A 16591-nucleotide genomic window follows, 5' to 3' on the forward strand; every position below is an offset into this window, starting at 1 on the left:
AAAACATGAATTTTTTAGTTTTTATGGGCGCGGCGTTTTTCGGATTAATCATCGATAGAATACTTATTTTTCTGGACGATCCAAAAGATAACATCAAGTATTTTGAAAATAAAAAGAAGGGGAATCGTTATGTTACCAAGCGACGTTAATTTAATAAAAAAATCCCGCACGGCCATGCGAGATTCAACAGCTATAAATATTATTTACACTTACATCTTATCACCGAAGGGAGATATAGACAATGACTAACGCAATCGCAGACGTGTCTAGCCACGTTGAGTTTAAACCAGCTAAATTAAAGCTAACTAATCGTGATGCCATTATGGACCGCGCTAAAGAGATTCGCGATCAGTTTAAGATGGATAATCCCGTAATCACGGCAGAAAACCTTGCTGGCAATAAGCTCGTTTTACGTGATTTGAAAAAACAGAAAAAGTTACTTGATGAAGCCCGTTTAAAGGTTAAACGGGAATACAACAAACCGCTGGATGAATTTACTTCGGATATTAAGAAAGCTCAATCCATCATTGATGAGGCTATTAATCCACTGGAAATCGCAGTTAATGATGTGGAAGAAAAACAAAAACAAGAACGTAAGCAACGGATTATGGACGTAGCTACCCAGATTTTTGACCAATATGAAGTTGACATTAACGACTTAGAATTCGATAAGCACTGGTTGAACAAAACCTATCAGAAGACCAAACGTGAGAATGAAATCATTGCCCAAGCGGTTCAGCTCCGGAAGCAAAAGGATCAGCTTGCTAAGGACGCCGAAGCTGTTAACAACCTAGCAGGTGGTCGTAATCTCGATCCAGAACCGTTTATTCAGCAGTTGCAAAATGGTATCCCATTAGCTGATGTCACGCAAAATATTGATGCTGCGGCCAAACAGGCCGAACAACGGAAAGAACAACAAGAGCGGCTTGAGATTGCCCGTAAAGCGCAAGAACAAGCTGAACTCGAAGCCAAAACTAAAAAGGTCGGTAATAAGCGTGTGGACAAGACCACCGGTGAAGTTGTTGATGAATATCGGACATTTAGATTCACCGCAAAGGTAAATATCAAGCAAGCGAAGGCATTAGTGGAATTCTTGAAAAACAACGGAATTGAATATGAAACGGAGGCTGTTTAATTATGAATGATCTACTTGAAAAATTGGATTTGTCACAATTGGAAAACGTCAAATACATCTACGAACTAAAAGCCAAATTTAGCCAAGAATTGGCTGACTTTCATTCAAAAGTAAGACCACCTGCTAAAAACGGACACGTTAACTTCCGTACTAAGTCAGGACAAAAAAAGTACGATTACGTTCGCCTTGAAGATTTGATTAAGTCGATAGACGAAGCATTAAAAGGGACAGGGCTAACCTGGAATCAAGATTCGGAAGTTAAGAACGGAACCATTAGAGTTCGAACAACACTATTATCTAGCAACGGTTATGAGCAGGTCGGCTCCTGGTTAGAGATTAAGACCGGTGGAGACCCACAAGCAATTGGTAGCGCGCTAACCTATGCCAAGCGTTACTCATTGGGAACGGCTTTCGGCATCAATAGCGAAACAGACGACGATGGAGAACAGTCACAAGGAACTAGCAATCGTGCTAAAGCTAAGGCTACAGCGCCTAGGGCACAAGCACCACGACCGCAGACAACAAAAGCCAAACCTCAACCTAATAATCCGGATCCATTAATTAGCCAGCCACAATTACGGCTAGTCAACGATAAGCTAACTAAGTTGAGCCAGGCTAAGGGCACTAATGCGGACACCGAAGCACAACGTTATCTTGCGATGGTTCATCTAACCAAGTTAGAAGACCTGACCAGCAGTCAAGCCGTTATGCTAGTTAATCACCTGGATGAAGAGATTAAACAAGTGGAAACTAACAAACCACAACAACAAGCACCTAAGACCACACCTGATGATCTAGATGCATGGTTAAACAATAGGGGAGTGACAACTCATGCCTAATGAGAAGCCAAACTACTATTCAATTATTCCGGCGAATATTAGGTATGACAAACGACTACAGCCTAGAGCGGTGCTGTTATATGGCGAAATTACCGCACTAACGCACACTAATGGCTACTGCTGGGCTACTGATTCGTACTTTGCTGATTTATACAAGGTTTCTAAAACAACCGTGCAGAGTTGGCTTAATTCGCTAGAAAAATGTGGGTATATTTCAAGACAAAAAATCTACAAAGAGGGTACTAAAGAAATCAAGAATAGGTATATAAAAATTTTTGAGTACCCTACCCAAGAAAATTTGGGTACCTACCCAAGAAAATCTAAGGACCCTACCCAAGAAAACTTGAGAGAGAATACTACAGTTAATAATACATTGAATAATACAAATAATAATAAACCGTCAAAGCCACCTAAACCGGTGGCCAAGCGTGAGTGCTTCGAATCGCTTTGGAAGCTGTATCCGAATAAGAAAGGCAAAGAATCAGCGTTTAATTCCTACAAGCGATCGATTAAGGACGGTGTTACTGACGATGAAATTAAGCAAGGTATTAATAATTACCTGGCAGAAATCAAGGCTAAAGGCACCCCTAAACGGTATATCAAACATGGTGATACATGGTTCCGACAAAAGGGGTGGCAGGATGAGTACGACACAACGCCAGACGTAGCAGCGGGGCGTAAACGACCAGTTACCGTTAGGGAGACGTTGCCGGACTGGGCCCAGGATGAAACTACGGTGCCAGCGCCAAGTAATGCTGAATCTGTGCCAACTACGGAGGAAATCAATGAAAAGCTGGCCAAACTAAGAGCTAGGAGAGAAAGCAGGTGAGATTGTGCAACGAGCAAGAGCAGAGCAACGTGGTAATGACCTAATCATCCACTTGGATCGTCCACTTAATCAAGACCATATAGAAACCGTGAGTGGCGCACGTGGTCAGTTCTATGTCGATTTCGAAGTGGCCGACCCACGTAAGGCAAGAGTTAAGCAACGGCGCCTGTTCTTTGCCCTGTTACATGATATTGAACTGTGGTCTTTCGAACCAAAGGATTTTCTAAAAGAGATGTTCTATACCCAGTACGAGATTTACACGGCTGGAAAGACTATCAGCCTTGCAGACGACACCAAGTCAACCGTGAGCGATGCTAACGTGCTCCTGGACTTAGTAATCGACTTCATGTTTACCTGGCGAGTTCCTTTCAAAAAAGGCTATGAATTGCTACCGCGTGAGGAAGAGTATTACTTATTCCAGTGCTGTAGACATCGGATTTGCACAATTTGTAGCAGGCATGCGGACATCCACCACGTGGAGCCAATTGGTAGTGGCATGGACAGAACCAAGGTCGACCACACCAAGCGCCACGTAATGGCATTATGTCGCGACCATCATAGTGAGATTGAGACAATTGGACCGAATCGATTTTCAATGCGCTATCACGTTCCAGTTGAGGGCGTGAAATTAGATGTTGAAACATTAAGAAAGATAGGAGTTAGAGGAAATTATGGATCAGAAGATGAGCGAAAAAGAGAAAATATTAATCAGACAAGCGCTGGATAGTGGAATGACGTTTGATGAAATTATGGATTGTTTAGAAAGTTCGGACGAAGGTGATTATGCTGAAATATCTTATTCAACTGATAGTGGTAAAGCTTACCTAATGGGTAATGGCGAAGCAATCCTTAAGGGAATTATTGCTTTGATTAACCAGTTTATCAATTCAGCACCTGTCCAAACCAGAGGAAGAATCATTAACGAGCTGGATACCTACATGCTTAATCGTTCAATGGAATGGGTAACACGTGATAAGAACTCGGAACACAATTGCATGAACACTGTTGATGAAAAAGACTTCCCGGATGAATTAAAAGAAGTGTTTAAAGACATATTTGAAGATAGATTTGGAGGGGAGTAGGGATGATTAATCGAACCGTATTAGTCGGTCGCCTAACCAAGGATCCAGAAATCCGTTACACCCAATCAGGGATGGCGGTGGCCAACTTTACTATGGCCGTGAACCGGCAGTTCACCAACGCTAATGGCGAGCGAGAAGCGGACTTTATCAGCTGTATTGTCTGGAGAAAGGCGGCCGAAAACTTCTGTAATTACACGCATAAAGGATCATTGGTCGGGATTGACGGTCGGATCCAAACGAGTATGTACGAGAAGGAAGGCCAGCGTGTTTACTCAACACAAGTGGTCGTAGATAGCTTCTCATTGTTAGAACCGAAACAGCAGAGCCAACAACGTGGCCAGCAATCTAACGCTAGCAATGCTTTGCATGACAATTTTGGACAGCCTGCTAACAATTACAGCCAGAATAATGACGATTTCGGCATTGATGATAATGATTTGCCGTTTTAGGAGGGTGAAGATGACTAAGTTAAGCGTGTTCAAATGGACGGAAGAATTCCCAATGGGTTCAAATGATGTGAGTATTGGGTCATTTCAGGATTCGGAAATTGATTTGTCCGATAAAGATGCGGCCAGACTAGCTAACTGGATTTTGGGCGAATTAAAGGAAGGAAATCATGTAACGTTCAGAATTGATGAGGAGGTAGAAGATGACTGACTCAGAAATAACAGAAGTTCAACGCTTCATTGTAGATGAAGTTTTGCCAACATATGCTGACGGATATACGACAGGTGAAATGATATCAGAAATTATAATTGGCACATTACAGTTGCAAGATAAATACCTTTTAGAACCAACAGAACTTGGTGCAACTATTTTAGCGAACCAAGTTGAATTTAGAGCCATGGTTGAGGCAGAGCTAGAAGAACTGGCAGATAAATCGGAGGGTTAAGTAATTATCGTAAAACATGGAGGAATGAAGATGAGAATTAAATTACTAATGAGTTTGTTTGTTGTGGCCGCGTTGATGTTATTCGTGGCGCATCCAGTTGGCACACTAGTCACGGCTGTGTTGGCGTTATTTTTACTTAGTTAGGATGAGGACGATGGAGATTTTAAAAAAGTTTCATAAGTGGTTACAGAAAGCCACATGGAATGGCAGTCTAGAAAGTTTAATGGCTGATTTGTTCACTATCGTTGCAACTGCAGACGTCTTTGCGAAGAATGTTTCGATGACAGAAACATGACTAATGTTATGCCTGATGTTGTTATTTGACATTTTGTCGATCGTTAAACGATGGGATTACCGGAAATCGAAAGAATGGGAGAAAGATAATGAGCGCGTTATTTAGTGCATTGTTTAGATTTGCGATGTTGTTAGTATGTGGCCTAATTGGAATCTTAATGTGTTCCGCATTTGTTTTTTCAGTAATCAGAGGAATTGGATGTTTGTGGCAATTCTTCTTTTAGCAATAAAAAAGCCCCACAGCTCCAATTGCTATGAGGACAACCAATAATCTAATTATAGCACACAGGAGACTATGGGGGATGGACGTTTTGGCAATACCTAAGATTAATACTAAAGGGACAATGTGGCGGGTTAAGGACTTTTTTAAAAAGGATTACCCAGGTATCTGCAGACGTGCCGGCAACAATCCGACCGGCATTCGAGCGGTAATCATTGATGGGATGCCCAAGTCACAAGCAGCAGGTAATAACGCAGAAAACAAGATAACGGAATATATTGAAAACCAAGTCGAATATGAAAAAGTTGTTAATGCGATTAAATCGTTAGACATGTGGTCACAAGACATCATCACTTATGATGTGATTGGAAATCGCACAGTAAAATGGTGTTCAGGAAGGTTACATATGACGCGTTCTAGATACCTTGACTATAAAAGATACGCGCTTAATGCCTTTGCAGACGCTTATGAATATCAAACTTTTGGGGAGATAGACTTGCACGAATATGAGTGAGGACAAAAAATCGGACTTTTGGTGGACTTTTGGTGGACTTTTTTAGGACTTTTAACAAACTTTTATCGGACTTTTTTAGGACTTTTTTGGAGAAAAACGGCGTTAAAATGATATTGTCGAAGAGTTGGGGATACCATTAATAAGTTCATTTGTTCTCCTTTGATTATATATTTGCCAAAATACAAAACGATACCAACTCTTTGACAAATTGTAGGTGTAGCTCAGTTGGTAGAGCACCTGACTGTTAATCAGGAAGTCGCAGGTTCGGATCCTGCCATCTACGTTGCGATTTAATATCGCAAAAATACTCCGGGTTGAAAGCTACGGCAAGGCAGATGGTTCAGCGTGTGGAAAGCGTGATGAGGTTCGATTCCTCATTGTCTTATAGAGGATAGCATGAACGGTACATGCAATCTGACATCTAACAACTCTTGATTAGTCGCGAATGATTGAGAGCGAACGGGTGTAGATTAAGAGCCCAGGTGTTGTAGCTCAGCGGTAGAGCGCTTGATGGATAATCAAGAGGTCGCCAGTCCGAATCTGGTCAGCTCCACTATTAAGGCTTTGCAGGGTTCGAGTCCCTGCTCCTCTTTTAACAATCCTTACTAAGGTGATTACATGAAAATGACGAAATGGGGCTACATTAGCCCAACCGAGATACGGGTTTTTAGTGACCTGGATAAACAATTCAAACAGCAACGTAAAAAGGACGATCCTAAAGCGGACCGTCCTTTTATTGTGCCTAAAAAAGAAAGAGAAACTATTAAGATTGATTGGAGGCGTGGTGATATGTGATGAGAAAGCTAGAACAAGCAGAAAAAGATTATCTCTCTGGTATGAAGTACAAGGACATTGCTGAAAAGTACGATGTTTCGATTAATACCGTTAAATCGTGGAAGAACCGTCATGGATGGCAACGTGGATCCAAAAAGGGTGCATCCCCACCTGAAAAAAGGGTGCACACAAAATCAGAAAAGGGTGCACACAAAAATGAAGGTGCGGATGATGAACTAAATGCCAAGCAAGAACTGTTCTGTCAATTAGTAGGTGCTAAAAGATTGCCGTTATATCGGGCTTATATGATTGCGTATCAAGTAGCTGTTGATACCAATGCAGTTAGAGTTAAAGCTTCACGGCTAAGAAGCAATCCTAAAATTGATGCAAGAATTGTTAACATTCAGCGAGAAGTAGCGGCTAAGCATAAATGGTCGTTGGACACAGTGGTTGGAGAGTTGACATTCGTACATGACGCTGCCAAAGCTGACATCATTATGGATGGATTACGAAAGGCTAACTCAGACGCCATGCTGAACTCGCTCGACCGCATTACTAATCTGTTGCACATTAGTGATGAAGGCAAGCGGGCTAAGGCCGAAGCGGACATTGCACAGTCGAAGGCTAACGAGGTCAACTCTAATGGCAGTGACGGCAACATTGTAATTGTAGATGAGTGGAGTGATGATGATGACACCGACGATTAATATCCAGAAAGAGGTGCAACCGCACTTTAAACGCATCTGGCAGACGGATTGTCCTTATATCCTGATGTGCGGTGGTCGTAACTCGTTTAAGTCGTCCACAATTGCTCTTAAGCTGGTAATGATGATGACGTCCTACATTATTAAAGATGATGTGGCCAACGTTGTTGTTATCCGCAAGGTGGCCAACACGATTGCCGATTCAGTGTTTCAAAAAATTCAGTGGGCGTTGCGCAAATTTGGGATAATTAGTCAGTTTAATGCGAAGTCTCATCCCTACAAAATCGTGCATAAGCGAACAGGATGTGCATTCCATTTCTATGGCCAAGATGATTTCCAAAAATTGAAATCCAATGACATTAACAACGTGATTGCGGTGTGGTATGAAGAAGCAGCTGAATTTAAAGACGCCGAAGAATTCGATCAGACTAATTCAACGTTCATCCGGCAGAAGCATCCGAAAGCCAAGCAAGTTAAGTTCTTCTGGAGCTGGAATCCACCACGAAACCCGTATGAATGGATTAACGAGTGGACGGAAAAGCAACGTGGTAAAAAGGGATGGTTGGTAGACAAATCTAGCTATCTAGATGACGAGCTGGGATTCGTTAATGACCAAATGTTGATTGAAATCAACAACATTAAGGAATCTGATTACGATTACTACCGCTATCTTTACTTAGGTGAAGCGGTGGGGCTTGGAACAAATATCTATAACATGAACCTATTCCATCCCCTTGATTCCTTTCCAGAAGATGAATACTTGATGAACATCTACTTCTCACAGGATAGCGGGCAACAAACATCTGCTACCACCGAGAGTTGCTATGGGCTGACCAACACGGGCAAGGTAATCCTACTGAACACGTACTACTATTCACCGGTAGGCAAGGTCAACAAGAAAGCACCGAGCGACTTCGCCGAAGACCTCCACAAGGTTGAACATGAGTGGATAGAACAATGGGGGATGGAGCCGTGGAAGAAGTCCGCCGATAGTGCGACATCTGATTTTGCGTTAGATCATGAAATGATTAAGCGATATAACGAGCGTTACCACCACGTTAAAAAGGTGGATAAAACACAAATGATTGACAACGTCCAGCATCTACTTGCAACTGGGCGTTTTTATTATCTCGACATCCCAGAAAATGAAATCTTTATTAAACAGCATCAGAAATATCAATGGGATGAAAAAACGGTTAACACCGATGATCCAAAGGTCATTAAGGTGGACGACCATACGTGTGACCAGTTTCAGTACTTTGTATTAGATAACCTAAGAGACCTAGACCTGAAATGGTAGGTGATACAAATGAATATAATTCAAAAAATTAAAAATATGTTATGGAAGGGGGCGGCAGCTGTGGGAGCAACGAACTCATTATCGCGGATCGTTGATGATTCACGAATTAGTATGAGCGCCGCGGAATACGACCGGATTGTCAAGGATTTCAAATACTATGCTAATCGTTATGACAAGGTTAGCTACATTGATGCTGAAAACGTTAGACGCTATCGGCAGTTTAATTCGGTAAATCTAACTAAACGAGCGGCACAACGAATCGCTTCGATTGTGTTCAACGAACAATGCGAGATTAGCTTTGATAATGACGAGGTGGGTAAATATCTGAATGATGTGCTTAGTGCTAATGATTTCAAAAACCAGTTTGAAATGAATCTTGAAAAGGGCGTCGTTGCTGGTGGTTTTGCTATGCGCCCGTACGTTGGGACAGACGGCACCATCAAGATTGCGTGGGTGAGAGCGGATCAATTCTTTCCGTTGCAATCCAATACCAACTCAATTAGTGAAGCCGCAATCTCAAGTCGAACGGTGGTTAGTGAGCATGACCGCAACGTCTACTACACCTTGCTAGAATTCCACGAATGGAAGGACAACAATTACGTGGTAACCAACGAACTCTATCGTTCGGAGACGGCAGACATTGTTGGTAATCAGGTGCCGCTTGCAACGCTATACCCAGACATGGAGCCACAAGCTATCTTTGACGCGGGAGGGATGATTAAGCCGTTGTTTAGCTATTTCCGTATGCCAGGCGCTAACAACATCTCGTTAGAGAGCCCGTTAGGCATCGGCATTGTAGATAATAGCAAGACTGCTCTCGACAATCTGAATTTAACGCATGATTCGTTTATGTGGGAGATTCGGAATGGTAAGCGCAAGATTGCAGTGCCGGAAGAATTGATGAAGTTCGATAAGCACACCCACCGACCAATGTTCGACACGGATACGGACGTGTACGTGAAAATGATTGGGGATGACATCTCAATCCAAGACATGACCAACGACATTCGGGTACAACAGTTTACTGATTCCATGAACGCATGGCTACGAGAATTTGAAGCCAACATCGGCATGGCGCCCGGAACGTTTAGTTATGATCCGCACAATGGCATGCAGACGGCCACAGCGGTGGTTAGCGAGAACAGCATGACTTATCAGACGCGATCTAGCATCTTGACCAATGTAACGGCCGCCATTGAGCAACTATGTGTCTCAATCCTAGAGCTGTCTATGGCATCTAAACTGTTTCCTAATGGGGAATCACCATTTACATTACCGAACGATTTCGATCTGAATGATATTGGCATCCATATTAAGTACGACGATGGGGTCACGGTCGACAAAGATAAGCAGATGGAAGAGGACTTGAAAAACGTGGTGGCTGGTGTGCTGTCAAAGACTACATTTTTGCAACGCAATTATGGATTATCCGAGGACGACGCCAAAAAAGAACTGGCTAAGATTCAAGCCGAACAGCCAGACACTGACACGATTGGTGGTCAACAGACTACGGAGCTGGGTGGTGGTGATGGTGATTGATTACTGAAAAGAACATGTCCAATAAGGCGGATTCGATTGTCGATTTATACAGCGAATTACAGCAACAAATTATTTTCAGAATCATTAATCTAATCGGTGCGACAAGCGCTGATAAAGTTGATGCAAGCAACGTGTTGTTATGGCAGGTGGAGCAACTCAAGAAAGCTGGCTTATTGAACAATCAGACGATTGAATTGCTGTCGGACGTTACCGGCAAAGCTGAATCACAGATTCGATCGCTAGTCTTGGACGATGGCCGGACGATTAACAATGAGATTAACCGCCAGCTGGAACATCTTACGGACGTGCATCCCAAAGTGATGCCAGATAACAGCAACATCCTAAGCAATTTGCTAAATCAAACGTACAAGGACATTAACAACGTCACTAATGAGACGCTAGGTGGCAATAATCAAGCCAATAACGCGGCTGTGCGGGCGTTTAGGAAAGTGGTCAATCAATCAACTGTCGAGACAATAAGCGGTCTTAAAACGCACGAGAGAGCCATTAACGATGCCATTTATAAATTAGCTGATTCTGGATTAGAAACTAATCTAGTTGATTCAGCAGGGCGTCGTTGGGCGCTAGATAGCTATGTGAGGTCAGTAATCAATACCACTGCGCACCGGACGTTTAACGAAACAAGGATGAATTCAATGAATGAATTCGGGGTAACGCTGGTTACCATGGACAGTCACGCTGCATCCCGGCCAGCCTGCGCACCAATTCAAGGTCACATCCTGAATCGAGTGCCAAGGGATGACCCTAACTTTGACAGCGAATACGATACGATTTATGACCACGGCTATGGTACGCCAGCCGGAACGCAGGGCGTTAATTGTCACCATTCGTTGTATCCATACGTCAAGGGTGTGAGCACTAATTCATTTAAGCCGTACGACCCGGACAAAGCCATTAAAAACGGTCAAATTCGACAGCAACAGCGGGCACTTGAGCGCAATGTTCGGAGGGATAAAAAGATGTTGGAAGTGGCCAAACGGTTGCATGACGAAGAGAAGATTAATCACTACAAGAACATGCTGGCTACCCATCGTGGTAGGATTCGCCAGCTAGTTAAGGATAACGATTTCTTATACCGCGATTACTCGCGGGAAAAAACATATAACTAAATACATCGACCCGAGTACGTCGTTAAACTGCTTATTTTTTATGCACAATATCACACGCAGTCGTGACTGCGACATCAAAAACGAAAGGATCGTGCAGACATGGAAAGAAAATTTTTGAAGGAAAAACTCGGATTGGCGGATGACATCGTTGACCAAGTGCTTGCTGAAAACGGCAAGGACATTGAAAAGGTGGAAGCCAAGCTTAACACTGCCAACGACCAAATCACGTCGCTACAGGGACAGCTGGAAGACCGGGATGGTCAACTCAAAGACCTTAAGAAGAGTGCCGGCGACAACGAAGAACTTAAGCAACAAATTGCCGACCTCCAGAAAGCCAATGAAGATACCAAAAAGAATCTGGAATCCCAGTTGCAACAGACGAAGGTGAACAGTGCTATCAATCTAGCATTGTCCGGAGCCAAGGCACGCGACGCAAAGGCAGTTATGCCGTTCATCAATCGCGACACATTAAAGCTTAACGAAGATGGCAGTGTGGCCGGGCTTAAAGAGCAAATTGAAGCCGTCAAGAAAGACAAGGGGTTCTTATTCGAATCTGACGAATCTAAGCCAGACGGCAAGCGTATAAACGTGTTTCAGCAAGGTAATCCGAGCGGTGGTGAATCGGGTGATTCACTAGTTTCAAAAATTGCTAGTAGATTAACAGAAAAATAGGAGGAATAAATTATGCCAGTAGTATTAGATTCAAGAGACATGGCTGAAATTGACAAGCAATTCCAAGCCGATAGTCAAGTATGGAACGTTCTACAAGGGGGAGCAAGTGGAATTACCGCTGCCGACTTTGTAGGAGCCAGAGAAGTACGCATTAATAAGATGAGTGGCTTCGTTCAACCTTCAGAGTACAAGCGAAACGAAGACAACGCACGCTCAAAGATTAATGTTGAAAAGGAAACCGTGAAGTTGACCCACGAAGATTGGTTCGCCTACGACATGGACGAATTGGACATGTCAGAAAATGGCGCTTACCAGGTCAACAACGTGGTTGAAGAGCACCAACGCTTAATCACTGTCCCACGTCGTGACAAGGTAGCTGTTCAATCCCTACATGACAATGCAGGTAAGACAGTTGGCGACACGATTGACGAAAAGAACGCGTTAGCCGCTTACGATGAAGCTGAAAAGTACATGTTCGACACGGAGGTTCCTGGTGGATTCGTAATGTTTGCATCGGCAGACTACTACCAAAAGCTTAAGAATGCCAGTGGAGTTAGTCGGACATTTACGACCAATCAAATGGGCATCAACGGTATCAACCGGACTGTTGCCCAATTAGATGGCAGTGTGCCAATCTTACGTGTTTCAAAAGACCGTTTAGCTGGCCTAGGTTTAACCGATAACATTAACTTTATTTTGACCCCACTCACAACCGTGGCGCCAATTGTAAAGTATGACAACGTTTCAGTAATTACACCCGACAGTGACCGTAACGGTAACCGTTACACAATCAAAGGGCTAAGTTACTTTGATGCTATTGTCCTAGACAATGCTAAAGCTGGTATCTACATGTCAGCAACCGCTGGCGACGCGTCAAAATAGACGCCCCATCAGGGGTGACAGCAACCCCAGGAAACGATGGGGCACTTATTAAAGCTAACTAGAAGGTGATTAATTGGATTACCAAACATACCAAGAGCTTGGTTTTACCAAGCTAAGTCAAGATGAGTTTAATTCAGTAATTACCGATTCAGAGTTGCTATTACAGCAAGTGACTCGGAATTTCTACGATCCATACTTTCATTCACTGAAAGACGATTTAAATTCGGATGATGCATTCTTGGTGTATCGTGCAATGCAATACGAGAAGGCTATTGCTATGCAATGCGAATTCGAATTTGAATCAGGGCTCAACTCGCCGGTTGCCCGTGCTGATAACGATGTGAAGAGCGTCTCTATTGGACGGACTACCATCCAATCGGACGGTTCAGGGATTGACGCAGTGACGTATGGCAATAGCGGCGTGGTTAGATCGGCTATTAGTATGTTGGTCAATACCGGATTGATGTATCGGGGGGTGGATAGTCGATGATACCGAAGATACCCAAAAAAATGGCGCAGCAGACCGTTGCGCTTGAGGTTCCTACAGGAGAAACAGACGTGTGGGGTAAGCCTGAATATGAGAAGGTAATTATCCGGAATTGTGTGGTGCAACCACAAACGATTTACTCCGGAACGAATAACGACCGACAGATTGTGGCCAATGCCATAGTCTTTTTTTATGCCGGAATTACAACGCCGTTGCCCGTGCTGAAACACGACGCAGTTAATAATTACAAACTGATTTTTGAGGACGTGGAGTACACCGTTACCAACATCGTTGACAATCGGCATCCCTACAGCAATGACGTTTATTCGTACGAATTGGAGGTGCTGTGATGGCTTTTAACGTTGATTTGAATTTGAGTGATTTCAACAAGGTTCCCGACCGCTTCAACAACGGCGAGAAGTTGGCAGTCAATCAAGCCATGACCGAGATGCAACAATTCGTGCCTAAGCGCTCTAATGCATTACGGCAAAGTGCCACGTTAAACGTGAGTGGTCATTCAGTCGTTTATCACGCTCCTTACGCCAGGGCACAGTTCTACGGCATAATTAACGGCCATAAGGTCAAGCGCTACACCACGCCTGGCACTAGTCGACGCTGGGATTTGCGTGTAAAAGGTGATAGCCAAAAGATGGGCAACATCGAAAAAGCTTTCGTTGAAGGGAGCAAATTATAGATGGATTTAGTAGAAAGATTGGTTGAGTCGATTAATGAAACAGTCGACTTGCCATACAAAGTCATTGCTGGTTATATGCGCCCAGGGGAGTGCATTGCATTGGCGCCTGATCCAGGGTCGTCAACACTTGATGAAGATTGGTCGGGTAATAAGACAAAGCGCATGAATTACACGATTGCAATGCGAACAAAGGACGCGGAACTGGCTGATAAGTTCATGTGGGATATAAGTAACTACCTTGAAACAGTTGATGATATACCAAGCAATGACGACAGTTATATTTTTCAAGAAATTGAGCAGACCGGATTACCTAGCATGTCCGAACAGGACGAGCAAGGTTACACCGATTACATGCTCAATTTTTTTGTACAAATTATTACACGGACAAATAAATAGGAGGAATTTAAAATGCCTGAAAAGACTTTAAAACGACCAGAAAACTGGGTCAACAAACTAGAAATTGATCTAAACGGTGGCCAAGATCCAACGGCCGAAGGCGACGATGTTAAAAATGCTAAATGGGCAAACATTTCGCAAGGAATCTTGTCAATGACACCTGCTGCTAATGCGACATCTGAAACACAAAATTTTTGGAACGGTAAAGGCTGGGGTGAAACAGACGAAACTGGAAAACGAGTTACATTTGCCATTACTGGCCAACGCGTCGTTGGTGATCCAGCACAAGATTATATTGCAGCTCGCTTCATGGCAATGGGCGATGCCTTACGTACGTTAGTTCGCTGGACTGATCAAGGTGGAAATACAATTACCGCGAACTGCACGTTGACATCTATCGTTCCGTTCGGTGGTAATGCTAATGCCCGCCAAACATTCTCGTTCACACTTTCGATGAATGGTGTACCGGTACCTGGAACGAATGGAACTAACAACGATGATGGCACTGGTCAAAACGGAATCATTTCCGGGGATGGTGGCCAGTTGGGAAAATAGATTCCCCGTCCGGTGTCTCAGCTACGCCGAACAAAGACGGGGCAACCGTTAATGCTAATTAGGAGGTGCCAACATGGCAGACAGAAGTAATCAATCATTGGTGGCCTATAAGAATGGCAAGCCAGTTGCACAAGGCGACACCGGCACGTGCCAGGTAGCTATCACAGGATTAGCACCAGGTACTAAGGTAGCGGCTGGTGATTACCAGGTAGCATTTACAGATGGAACGAACACGTCCGATAAGGTCGATGTACCAGCTTTTAACGTCCCTGATGCTACCGTGGCAGTTACCGGCGTAACGCTATCGCAAAAGACGGCGTCGATGCACGTCGGTGATACAAAGCAAGTAACGGCTACAGTCGCGCCTGATGATGCCACCAATAAGAAGGTGACCTACGCTTCGGACAACGAAGCTGTGGCCACTGTAGCCGACGACGGCACAATCACAGCAGTGACCGAAGGCGAGGCTAATATCACCGTCACAACGGATGATGGAGGACTAACTGACAAGTGTGCGGTAACTGTTACCGCCACAGCTTAACATAACAATCAGTCGCCGAATAAATGCACAGTACCGGATCGGGGCGGCCATTAAATAAGGAGCGAATTAACATGGCAATTAACATTAATATTGATAATCAATTAGGACTGGTTTACTCGTTTAGAATCGCAGGCAAAGAACGTAAGTTAACCTATGACGATGAATGTGCGCTAGAAATCCAACGGGTTGAACTAACCGTAACTAAATCGTTACAAAATCTCGACAAGATGGACGAGGAAGAATTTAATGAAATGCCAGTTGATGATCAATTAGACTTTGCTCGCGACGAATATGCAGAAATTCGGGATGCAATCATTCCATTCTTCGACAAATATTTCGGTGACAATGCTGGCCAAGAAATTTATGAATATTGCCACAACTCAACTCGGGCGCTTGCTACGATTTTTGGCGAAATTAACAAGTATCTTGACCAGACAAAAATCAAGTCTAAGTCCAAGAAGTAGGCGATAGTCATGCTGTCATTAACCGACAAGCTTGAATCAACAATGATGACCGGCATTGGCGAAGTGGAATTTAAACTGGCATTTAACAACGTTCTGGAATGGTATAAAGTCAGTGAGAATGACGATTTGAAATGGACTGCCAAAGTGGAACTTGGATGGCAGAACTTTTTTGACGGTTTTGGTCTGACATTCGAAACAGCTGATGATTATGAAGTAGCCGTTAAGGCGTTAGGAGACCTCAACGACTATATTCACCAGGAACCATATAACAACATCGAGGGCGATGACCAATCTGGCCCTTCGCCTAAATCATTTAGTTACACGCAAGACGCAGAGGCAATCTATGCGTCTTTTATTTTTGATTATGGCATCGACCTGCTGGATGAGATGGATAAATTGCGTTGGGAAAAGTTCAGAGCGCTATTTAATAATTTATCAGCTAAATCGCCATTAATGCGGATTATTGATATTCGCCAAAGCAGTACTGAAGGCCTTGAAGGCAACGCACTGACTAGCCTTATTGAAAAGCAGAATTATTATGCCCTAGAAGGACAAAGCACCAGTGCTGTTGATGATGCAATCGGGTCAATGTTCAACATGCTGGCCGTGCAAGCTAAGCAAGGTCAATAGTTACAGAAATAAAGAGAG

25 protein-coding genes and 2 tRNA genes are annotated in these 16591 nt (G+C 43.6%); all 27 read left to right on the forward strand.

What is annotated here, in order from left to right; translation table 11 throughout:
* The first annotated feature begins 5 nt into the window (after nt 1–5).
* The 27 genes from NL111_RS02020 (at nt 6) to NL111_RS02150 (ending at nt 16573) form a co-directional block, all read left to right on the forward strand.
* Nucleotides 6–149 carry a hypothetical protein gene (locus NL111_RS02020; protein WP_159208631.1) on the forward strand — a complete coding sequence of 48 codons (144 nt, stop codon included), beginning with the start codon at nt 6–8 and terminating at the stop codon, nt 147–149.
* A gap of 92 nt (nt 150–241) precedes the next feature.
* Nucleotides 242–1135: a DUF1351 domain-containing protein gene (locus NL111_RS02025; RefSeq protein ID WP_285110385.1), complete on the forward strand. Its 894-nt coding sequence runs from the start codon at nt 242–244 to the stop codon at nt 1133–1135.
* A 2-nt stretch (nt 1136–1137) separates the two neighbouring features.
* A complete protein-coding gene (locus NL111_RS02030) occupies nt 1138–1974 on the forward strand; it encodes an ERF family protein (RefSeq protein ID WP_274803648.1) in 837 nt (278 codons plus the stop codon).
* A complete protein-coding gene (locus NL111_RS02035) occupies nt 1967–2803 on the forward strand; it encodes a helix-turn-helix domain-containing protein (RefSeq protein ID WP_285110386.1) in 837 nt (278 codons plus the stop codon). Before NL111_RS02030 ends, NL111_RS02035 begins: the two co-directional genes overlap by 8 nt.
* 4 nt (nt 2804–2807) lie before the next feature.
* Nucleotides 2808–3530 (forward strand): putative HNHc nuclease, encoded by a 723-nt coding sequence (locus NL111_RS02040; RefSeq protein WP_021361655.1) that lies wholly within the window; start codon nt 2808–2810, stop codon nt 3528–3530.
* On the forward strand, nt 3475–3885 hold the full coding sequence (locus NL111_RS02045) for a hypothetical protein (RefSeq protein WP_152688843.1): 411 nt from the start codon (nt 3475–3477) through the stop codon (nt 3883–3885). Before NL111_RS02040 ends, NL111_RS02045 begins: the two co-directional genes overlap by 56 nt.
* 2 nt (nt 3886–3887) lie before the next feature.
* Nucleotides 3888–4334 (forward strand): single-stranded DNA-binding protein, encoded by a 447-nt coding sequence (gene ssb / locus NL111_RS02050; protein ID WP_285110387.1) that lies wholly within the window; start codon nt 3888–3890, stop codon nt 4332–4334.
* 10 nt (nt 4335–4344) lie between these two features.
* Nucleotides 4345–4542: a hypothetical protein gene (locus tag NL111_RS02055; protein ID WP_159225215.1), complete on the forward strand. Its 198-nt coding sequence runs from the start codon at nt 4345–4347 to the stop codon at nt 4540–4542.
* The gene (locus NL111_RS02060; protein WP_159225214.1) at nt 4535–4777 is read left to right on the forward strand and encodes a hypothetical protein; all 243 of its coding nucleotides are present in this window, start codon (nt 4535–4537) and stop codon (nt 4775–4777) included. Before NL111_RS02055 ends, NL111_RS02060 begins: the two co-directional genes overlap by 8 nt.
* A gap of 605 nt (nt 4778–5382) precedes the next feature.
* Nucleotides 5383–5805, forward strand: a complete 423-nt coding sequence (locus NL111_RS02065) for an ArpU family phage packaging/lysis transcriptional regulator (protein ID WP_285110388.1) — start codon at nt 5383–5385, stop codon at nt 5803–5805.
* 210 nt (nt 5806–6015) lie between these two features.
* Nucleotides 6016–6088: transfer RNA gene (locus tag NL111_RS02070), tRNA-Asn, on the forward strand.
* A gap of 198 nt (nt 6089–6286) precedes the next feature.
* Nucleotides 6287–6358: transfer RNA gene (locus tag NL111_RS02075), tRNA-Ile, on the forward strand.
* Between the two features lie 65 nt (nt 6359–6423).
* Entirely contained in the window at nt 6424–6600 is a 177-nt protein-coding gene (locus NL111_RS02080) for a hypothetical protein (protein WP_200834126.1), read from the forward strand.
* A complete protein-coding gene (locus NL111_RS02085; protein ID WP_285110389.1) occupies nt 6600–7286 on the forward strand; it encodes a terminase gpP N-terminus-related DNA-binding protein in 687 nt (228 codons plus the stop codon). The genes NL111_RS02080 and NL111_RS02085 overlap by 1 nt, the downstream gene beginning before the upstream one ends.
* Nucleotides 7252–8583 carry a PBSX family phage terminase large subunit gene (locus tag NL111_RS02090; protein WP_285110390.1) on the forward strand — a complete coding sequence of 444 codons (1332 nt, stop codon included), beginning with the start codon at nt 7252–7254 and terminating at the stop codon, nt 8581–8583. Before NL111_RS02085 ends, NL111_RS02090 begins: the two co-directional genes overlap by 35 nt.
* A gap of 9 nt (nt 8584–8592) precedes the next feature.
* Complete coding sequence (locus tag NL111_RS02095) at nt 8593–10122, forward strand: phage portal protein (protein WP_285110391.1); 1530 nt, start codon at nt 8593–8595, stop codon at nt 10120–10122.
* Complete coding sequence (locus NL111_RS02100) at nt 10119–11252, forward strand: phage minor capsid protein (RefSeq protein ID WP_285110392.1); 1134 nt, start codon at nt 10119–10121, stop codon at nt 11250–11252. Before NL111_RS02095 ends, NL111_RS02100 begins: the two co-directional genes overlap by 4 nt.
* A gap of 99 nt (nt 11253–11351) precedes the next feature.
* Nucleotides 11352–11924, forward strand: coding sequence for a phage scaffolding protein (locus tag NL111_RS02105; RefSeq protein WP_021361667.1), 573 nt, complete (start codon nt 11352–11354; stop codon nt 11922–11924).
* A 12-nt stretch (nt 11925–11936) separates the two neighbouring features.
* Nucleotides 11937–12806, forward strand: a complete 870-nt coding sequence (locus NL111_RS02110; RefSeq protein WP_285110393.1) for a capsid protein — start codon at nt 11937–11939, stop codon at nt 12804–12806.
* A gap of 73 nt (nt 12807–12879) precedes the next feature.
* Nucleotides 12880–13296 carry a hypothetical protein gene (locus NL111_RS02115; protein WP_285110394.1) on the forward strand — a complete coding sequence of 139 codons (417 nt, stop codon included), beginning with the start codon at nt 12880–12882 and terminating at the stop codon, nt 13294–13296.
* Nucleotides 13293–13643, forward strand: coding sequence for a putative minor capsid protein (locus NL111_RS02120; RefSeq protein ID WP_285110395.1), 351 nt, complete (start codon nt 13293–13295; stop codon nt 13641–13643). Before NL111_RS02115 ends, NL111_RS02120 begins: the two co-directional genes overlap by 4 nt.
* A complete protein-coding gene (locus tag NL111_RS02125) occupies nt 13643–13987 on the forward strand; it encodes a minor capsid protein (protein ID WP_152688854.1) in 345 nt (114 codons plus the stop codon). The genes NL111_RS02120 and NL111_RS02125 overlap by 1 nt, the downstream gene beginning before the upstream one ends.
* Complete coding sequence (locus NL111_RS02130) at nt 13988–14383, forward strand: phage tail terminator protein (protein ID WP_285110396.1); 396 nt, start codon at nt 13988–13990, stop codon at nt 14381–14383.
* Nucleotides 14384–14395: 12 nt separating this feature from the next.
* On the forward strand, nt 14396–14938 hold the full coding sequence (locus NL111_RS02135) for a phage tail tube protein (RefSeq protein WP_032540560.1): 543 nt from the start codon (nt 14396–14398) through the stop codon (nt 14936–14938).
* A gap of 73 nt (nt 14939–15011) precedes the next feature.
* Entirely contained in the window at nt 15012–15479 is a 468-nt protein-coding gene (locus tag NL111_RS02140; protein ID WP_159214781.1) for an Ig-like domain-containing protein, read from the forward strand.
* Nucleotides 15480–15550: 71 nt separating this feature from the next.
* Nucleotides 15551–15943, forward strand: coding sequence for a hypothetical protein (locus NL111_RS02145; protein ID WP_065124790.1), 393 nt, complete (start codon nt 15551–15553; stop codon nt 15941–15943).
* A gap of 9 nt (nt 15944–15952) precedes the next feature.
* Nucleotides 15953–16573, forward strand: a complete 621-nt coding sequence (locus NL111_RS02150; protein WP_133279918.1) for a Gp15 family bacteriophage protein — start codon at nt 15953–15955, stop codon at nt 16571–16573.
* Nucleotides 16574–16591: the final 18 nt, after the last annotated feature.

The sequence above is a fragment of the Pediococcus sp. AC40 genome, from assembly GCF_030252485.1.
GTDB lineage: Bacteria > Bacillota > Bacilli > Lactobacillales > Lactobacillaceae > Pediococcus > Pediococcus acidilactici.

Bases quoted from the DNA above. Each gene is read 5' to 3' on its own strand.
- NL111_RS02020 (WP_159208631.1), top strand. From the start codon at position 6: ATGAATTTTTTAGTTTTTATGGGCGCGGCGTTTTTCGGATTAATCATC.
- NL111_RS02025 (WP_285110385.1), top strand. From the start codon at position 242: ATGACTAACGCAATCGCAGACGTGTCTAGCCACGTTGAGTTTAAACCA.
- NL111_RS02030 (WP_274803648.1), top strand. From the start codon at position 1,138: ATGAATGATCTACTTGAAAAATTGGATTTGTCACAATTGGAAAACGTC.
- NL111_RS02035 (WP_285110386.1), top strand. From the start codon at position 1,967: ATGCCTAATGAGAAGCCAAACTACTATTCAATTATTCCGGCGAATATT.
- NL111_RS02045 (WP_152688843.1), top strand. From the start codon at position 3,475: ATGGATCAGAAGATGAGCGAAAAAGAGAAAATATTAATCAGACAAGCG.
- ssb (WP_285110387.1), top strand. From the start codon at position 3,888: ATGATTAATCGAACCGTATTAGTCGGTCGCCTAACCAAGGATCCAGAA.
- NL111_RS02055 (WP_159225215.1), top strand. From the start codon at position 4,345: ATGACTAAGTTAAGCGTGTTCAAATGGACGGAAGAATTCCCAATGGGT.
- NL111_RS02060 (WP_159225214.1), top strand. From the start codon at position 4,535: ATGACTGACTCAGAAATAACAGAAGTTCAACGCTTCATTGTAGATGAA.
- NL111_RS02080 (WP_200834126.1), top strand. From the start codon at position 6,424: ATGAAAATGACGAAATGGGGCTACATTAGCCCAACCGAGATACGGGTT.
- NL111_RS02085 (WP_285110389.1), top strand. From the start codon at position 6,600: ATGAGAAAGCTAGAACAAGCAGAAAAAGATTATCTCTCTGGTATGAAG.
- NL111_RS02090 (WP_285110390.1), top strand. From the start codon at position 7,252: ATGAGTGGAGTGATGATGATGACACCGACGATTAATATCCAGAAAGAG.
- NL111_RS02095 (WP_285110391.1), top strand. From the start codon at position 8,593: ATGAATATAATTCAAAAAATTAAAAATATGTTATGGAAGGGGGCGGCA.
- NL111_RS02105 (WP_021361667.1), top strand. From the start codon at position 11,352: ATGGAAAGAAAATTTTTGAAGGAAAAACTCGGATTGGCGGATGACATC.
- NL111_RS02110 (WP_285110393.1), top strand. From the start codon at position 11,937: ATGCCAGTAGTATTAGATTCAAGAGACATGGCTGAAATTGACAAGCAA.
- NL111_RS02120 (WP_285110395.1), top strand. From the start codon at position 13,293: ATGATACCGAAGATACCCAAAAAAATGGCGCAGCAGACCGTTGCGCTT.
- NL111_RS02125 (WP_152688854.1), top strand. From the start codon at position 13,643: ATGGCTTTTAACGTTGATTTGAATTTGAGTGATTTCAACAAGGTTCCC.
- NL111_RS02130 (WP_285110396.1), top strand. From the start codon at position 13,988: ATGGATTTAGTAGAAAGATTGGTTGAGTCGATTAATGAAACAGTCGAC.
- NL111_RS02135 (WP_032540560.1), top strand. From the start codon at position 14,396: ATGCCTGAAAAGACTTTAAAACGACCAGAAAACTGGGTCAACAAACTA.
- NL111_RS02140 (WP_159214781.1), top strand. From the start codon at position 15,012: ATGGCAGACAGAAGTAATCAATCATTGGTGGCCTATAAGAATGGCAAG.
- NL111_RS02145 (WP_065124790.1), top strand. From the start codon at position 15,551: ATGGCAATTAACATTAATATTGATAATCAATTAGGACTGGTTTACTCG.
- NL111_RS02150 (WP_133279918.1), top strand. From the start codon at position 15,953: ATGCTGTCATTAACCGACAAGCTTGAATCAACAATGATGACCGGCATT.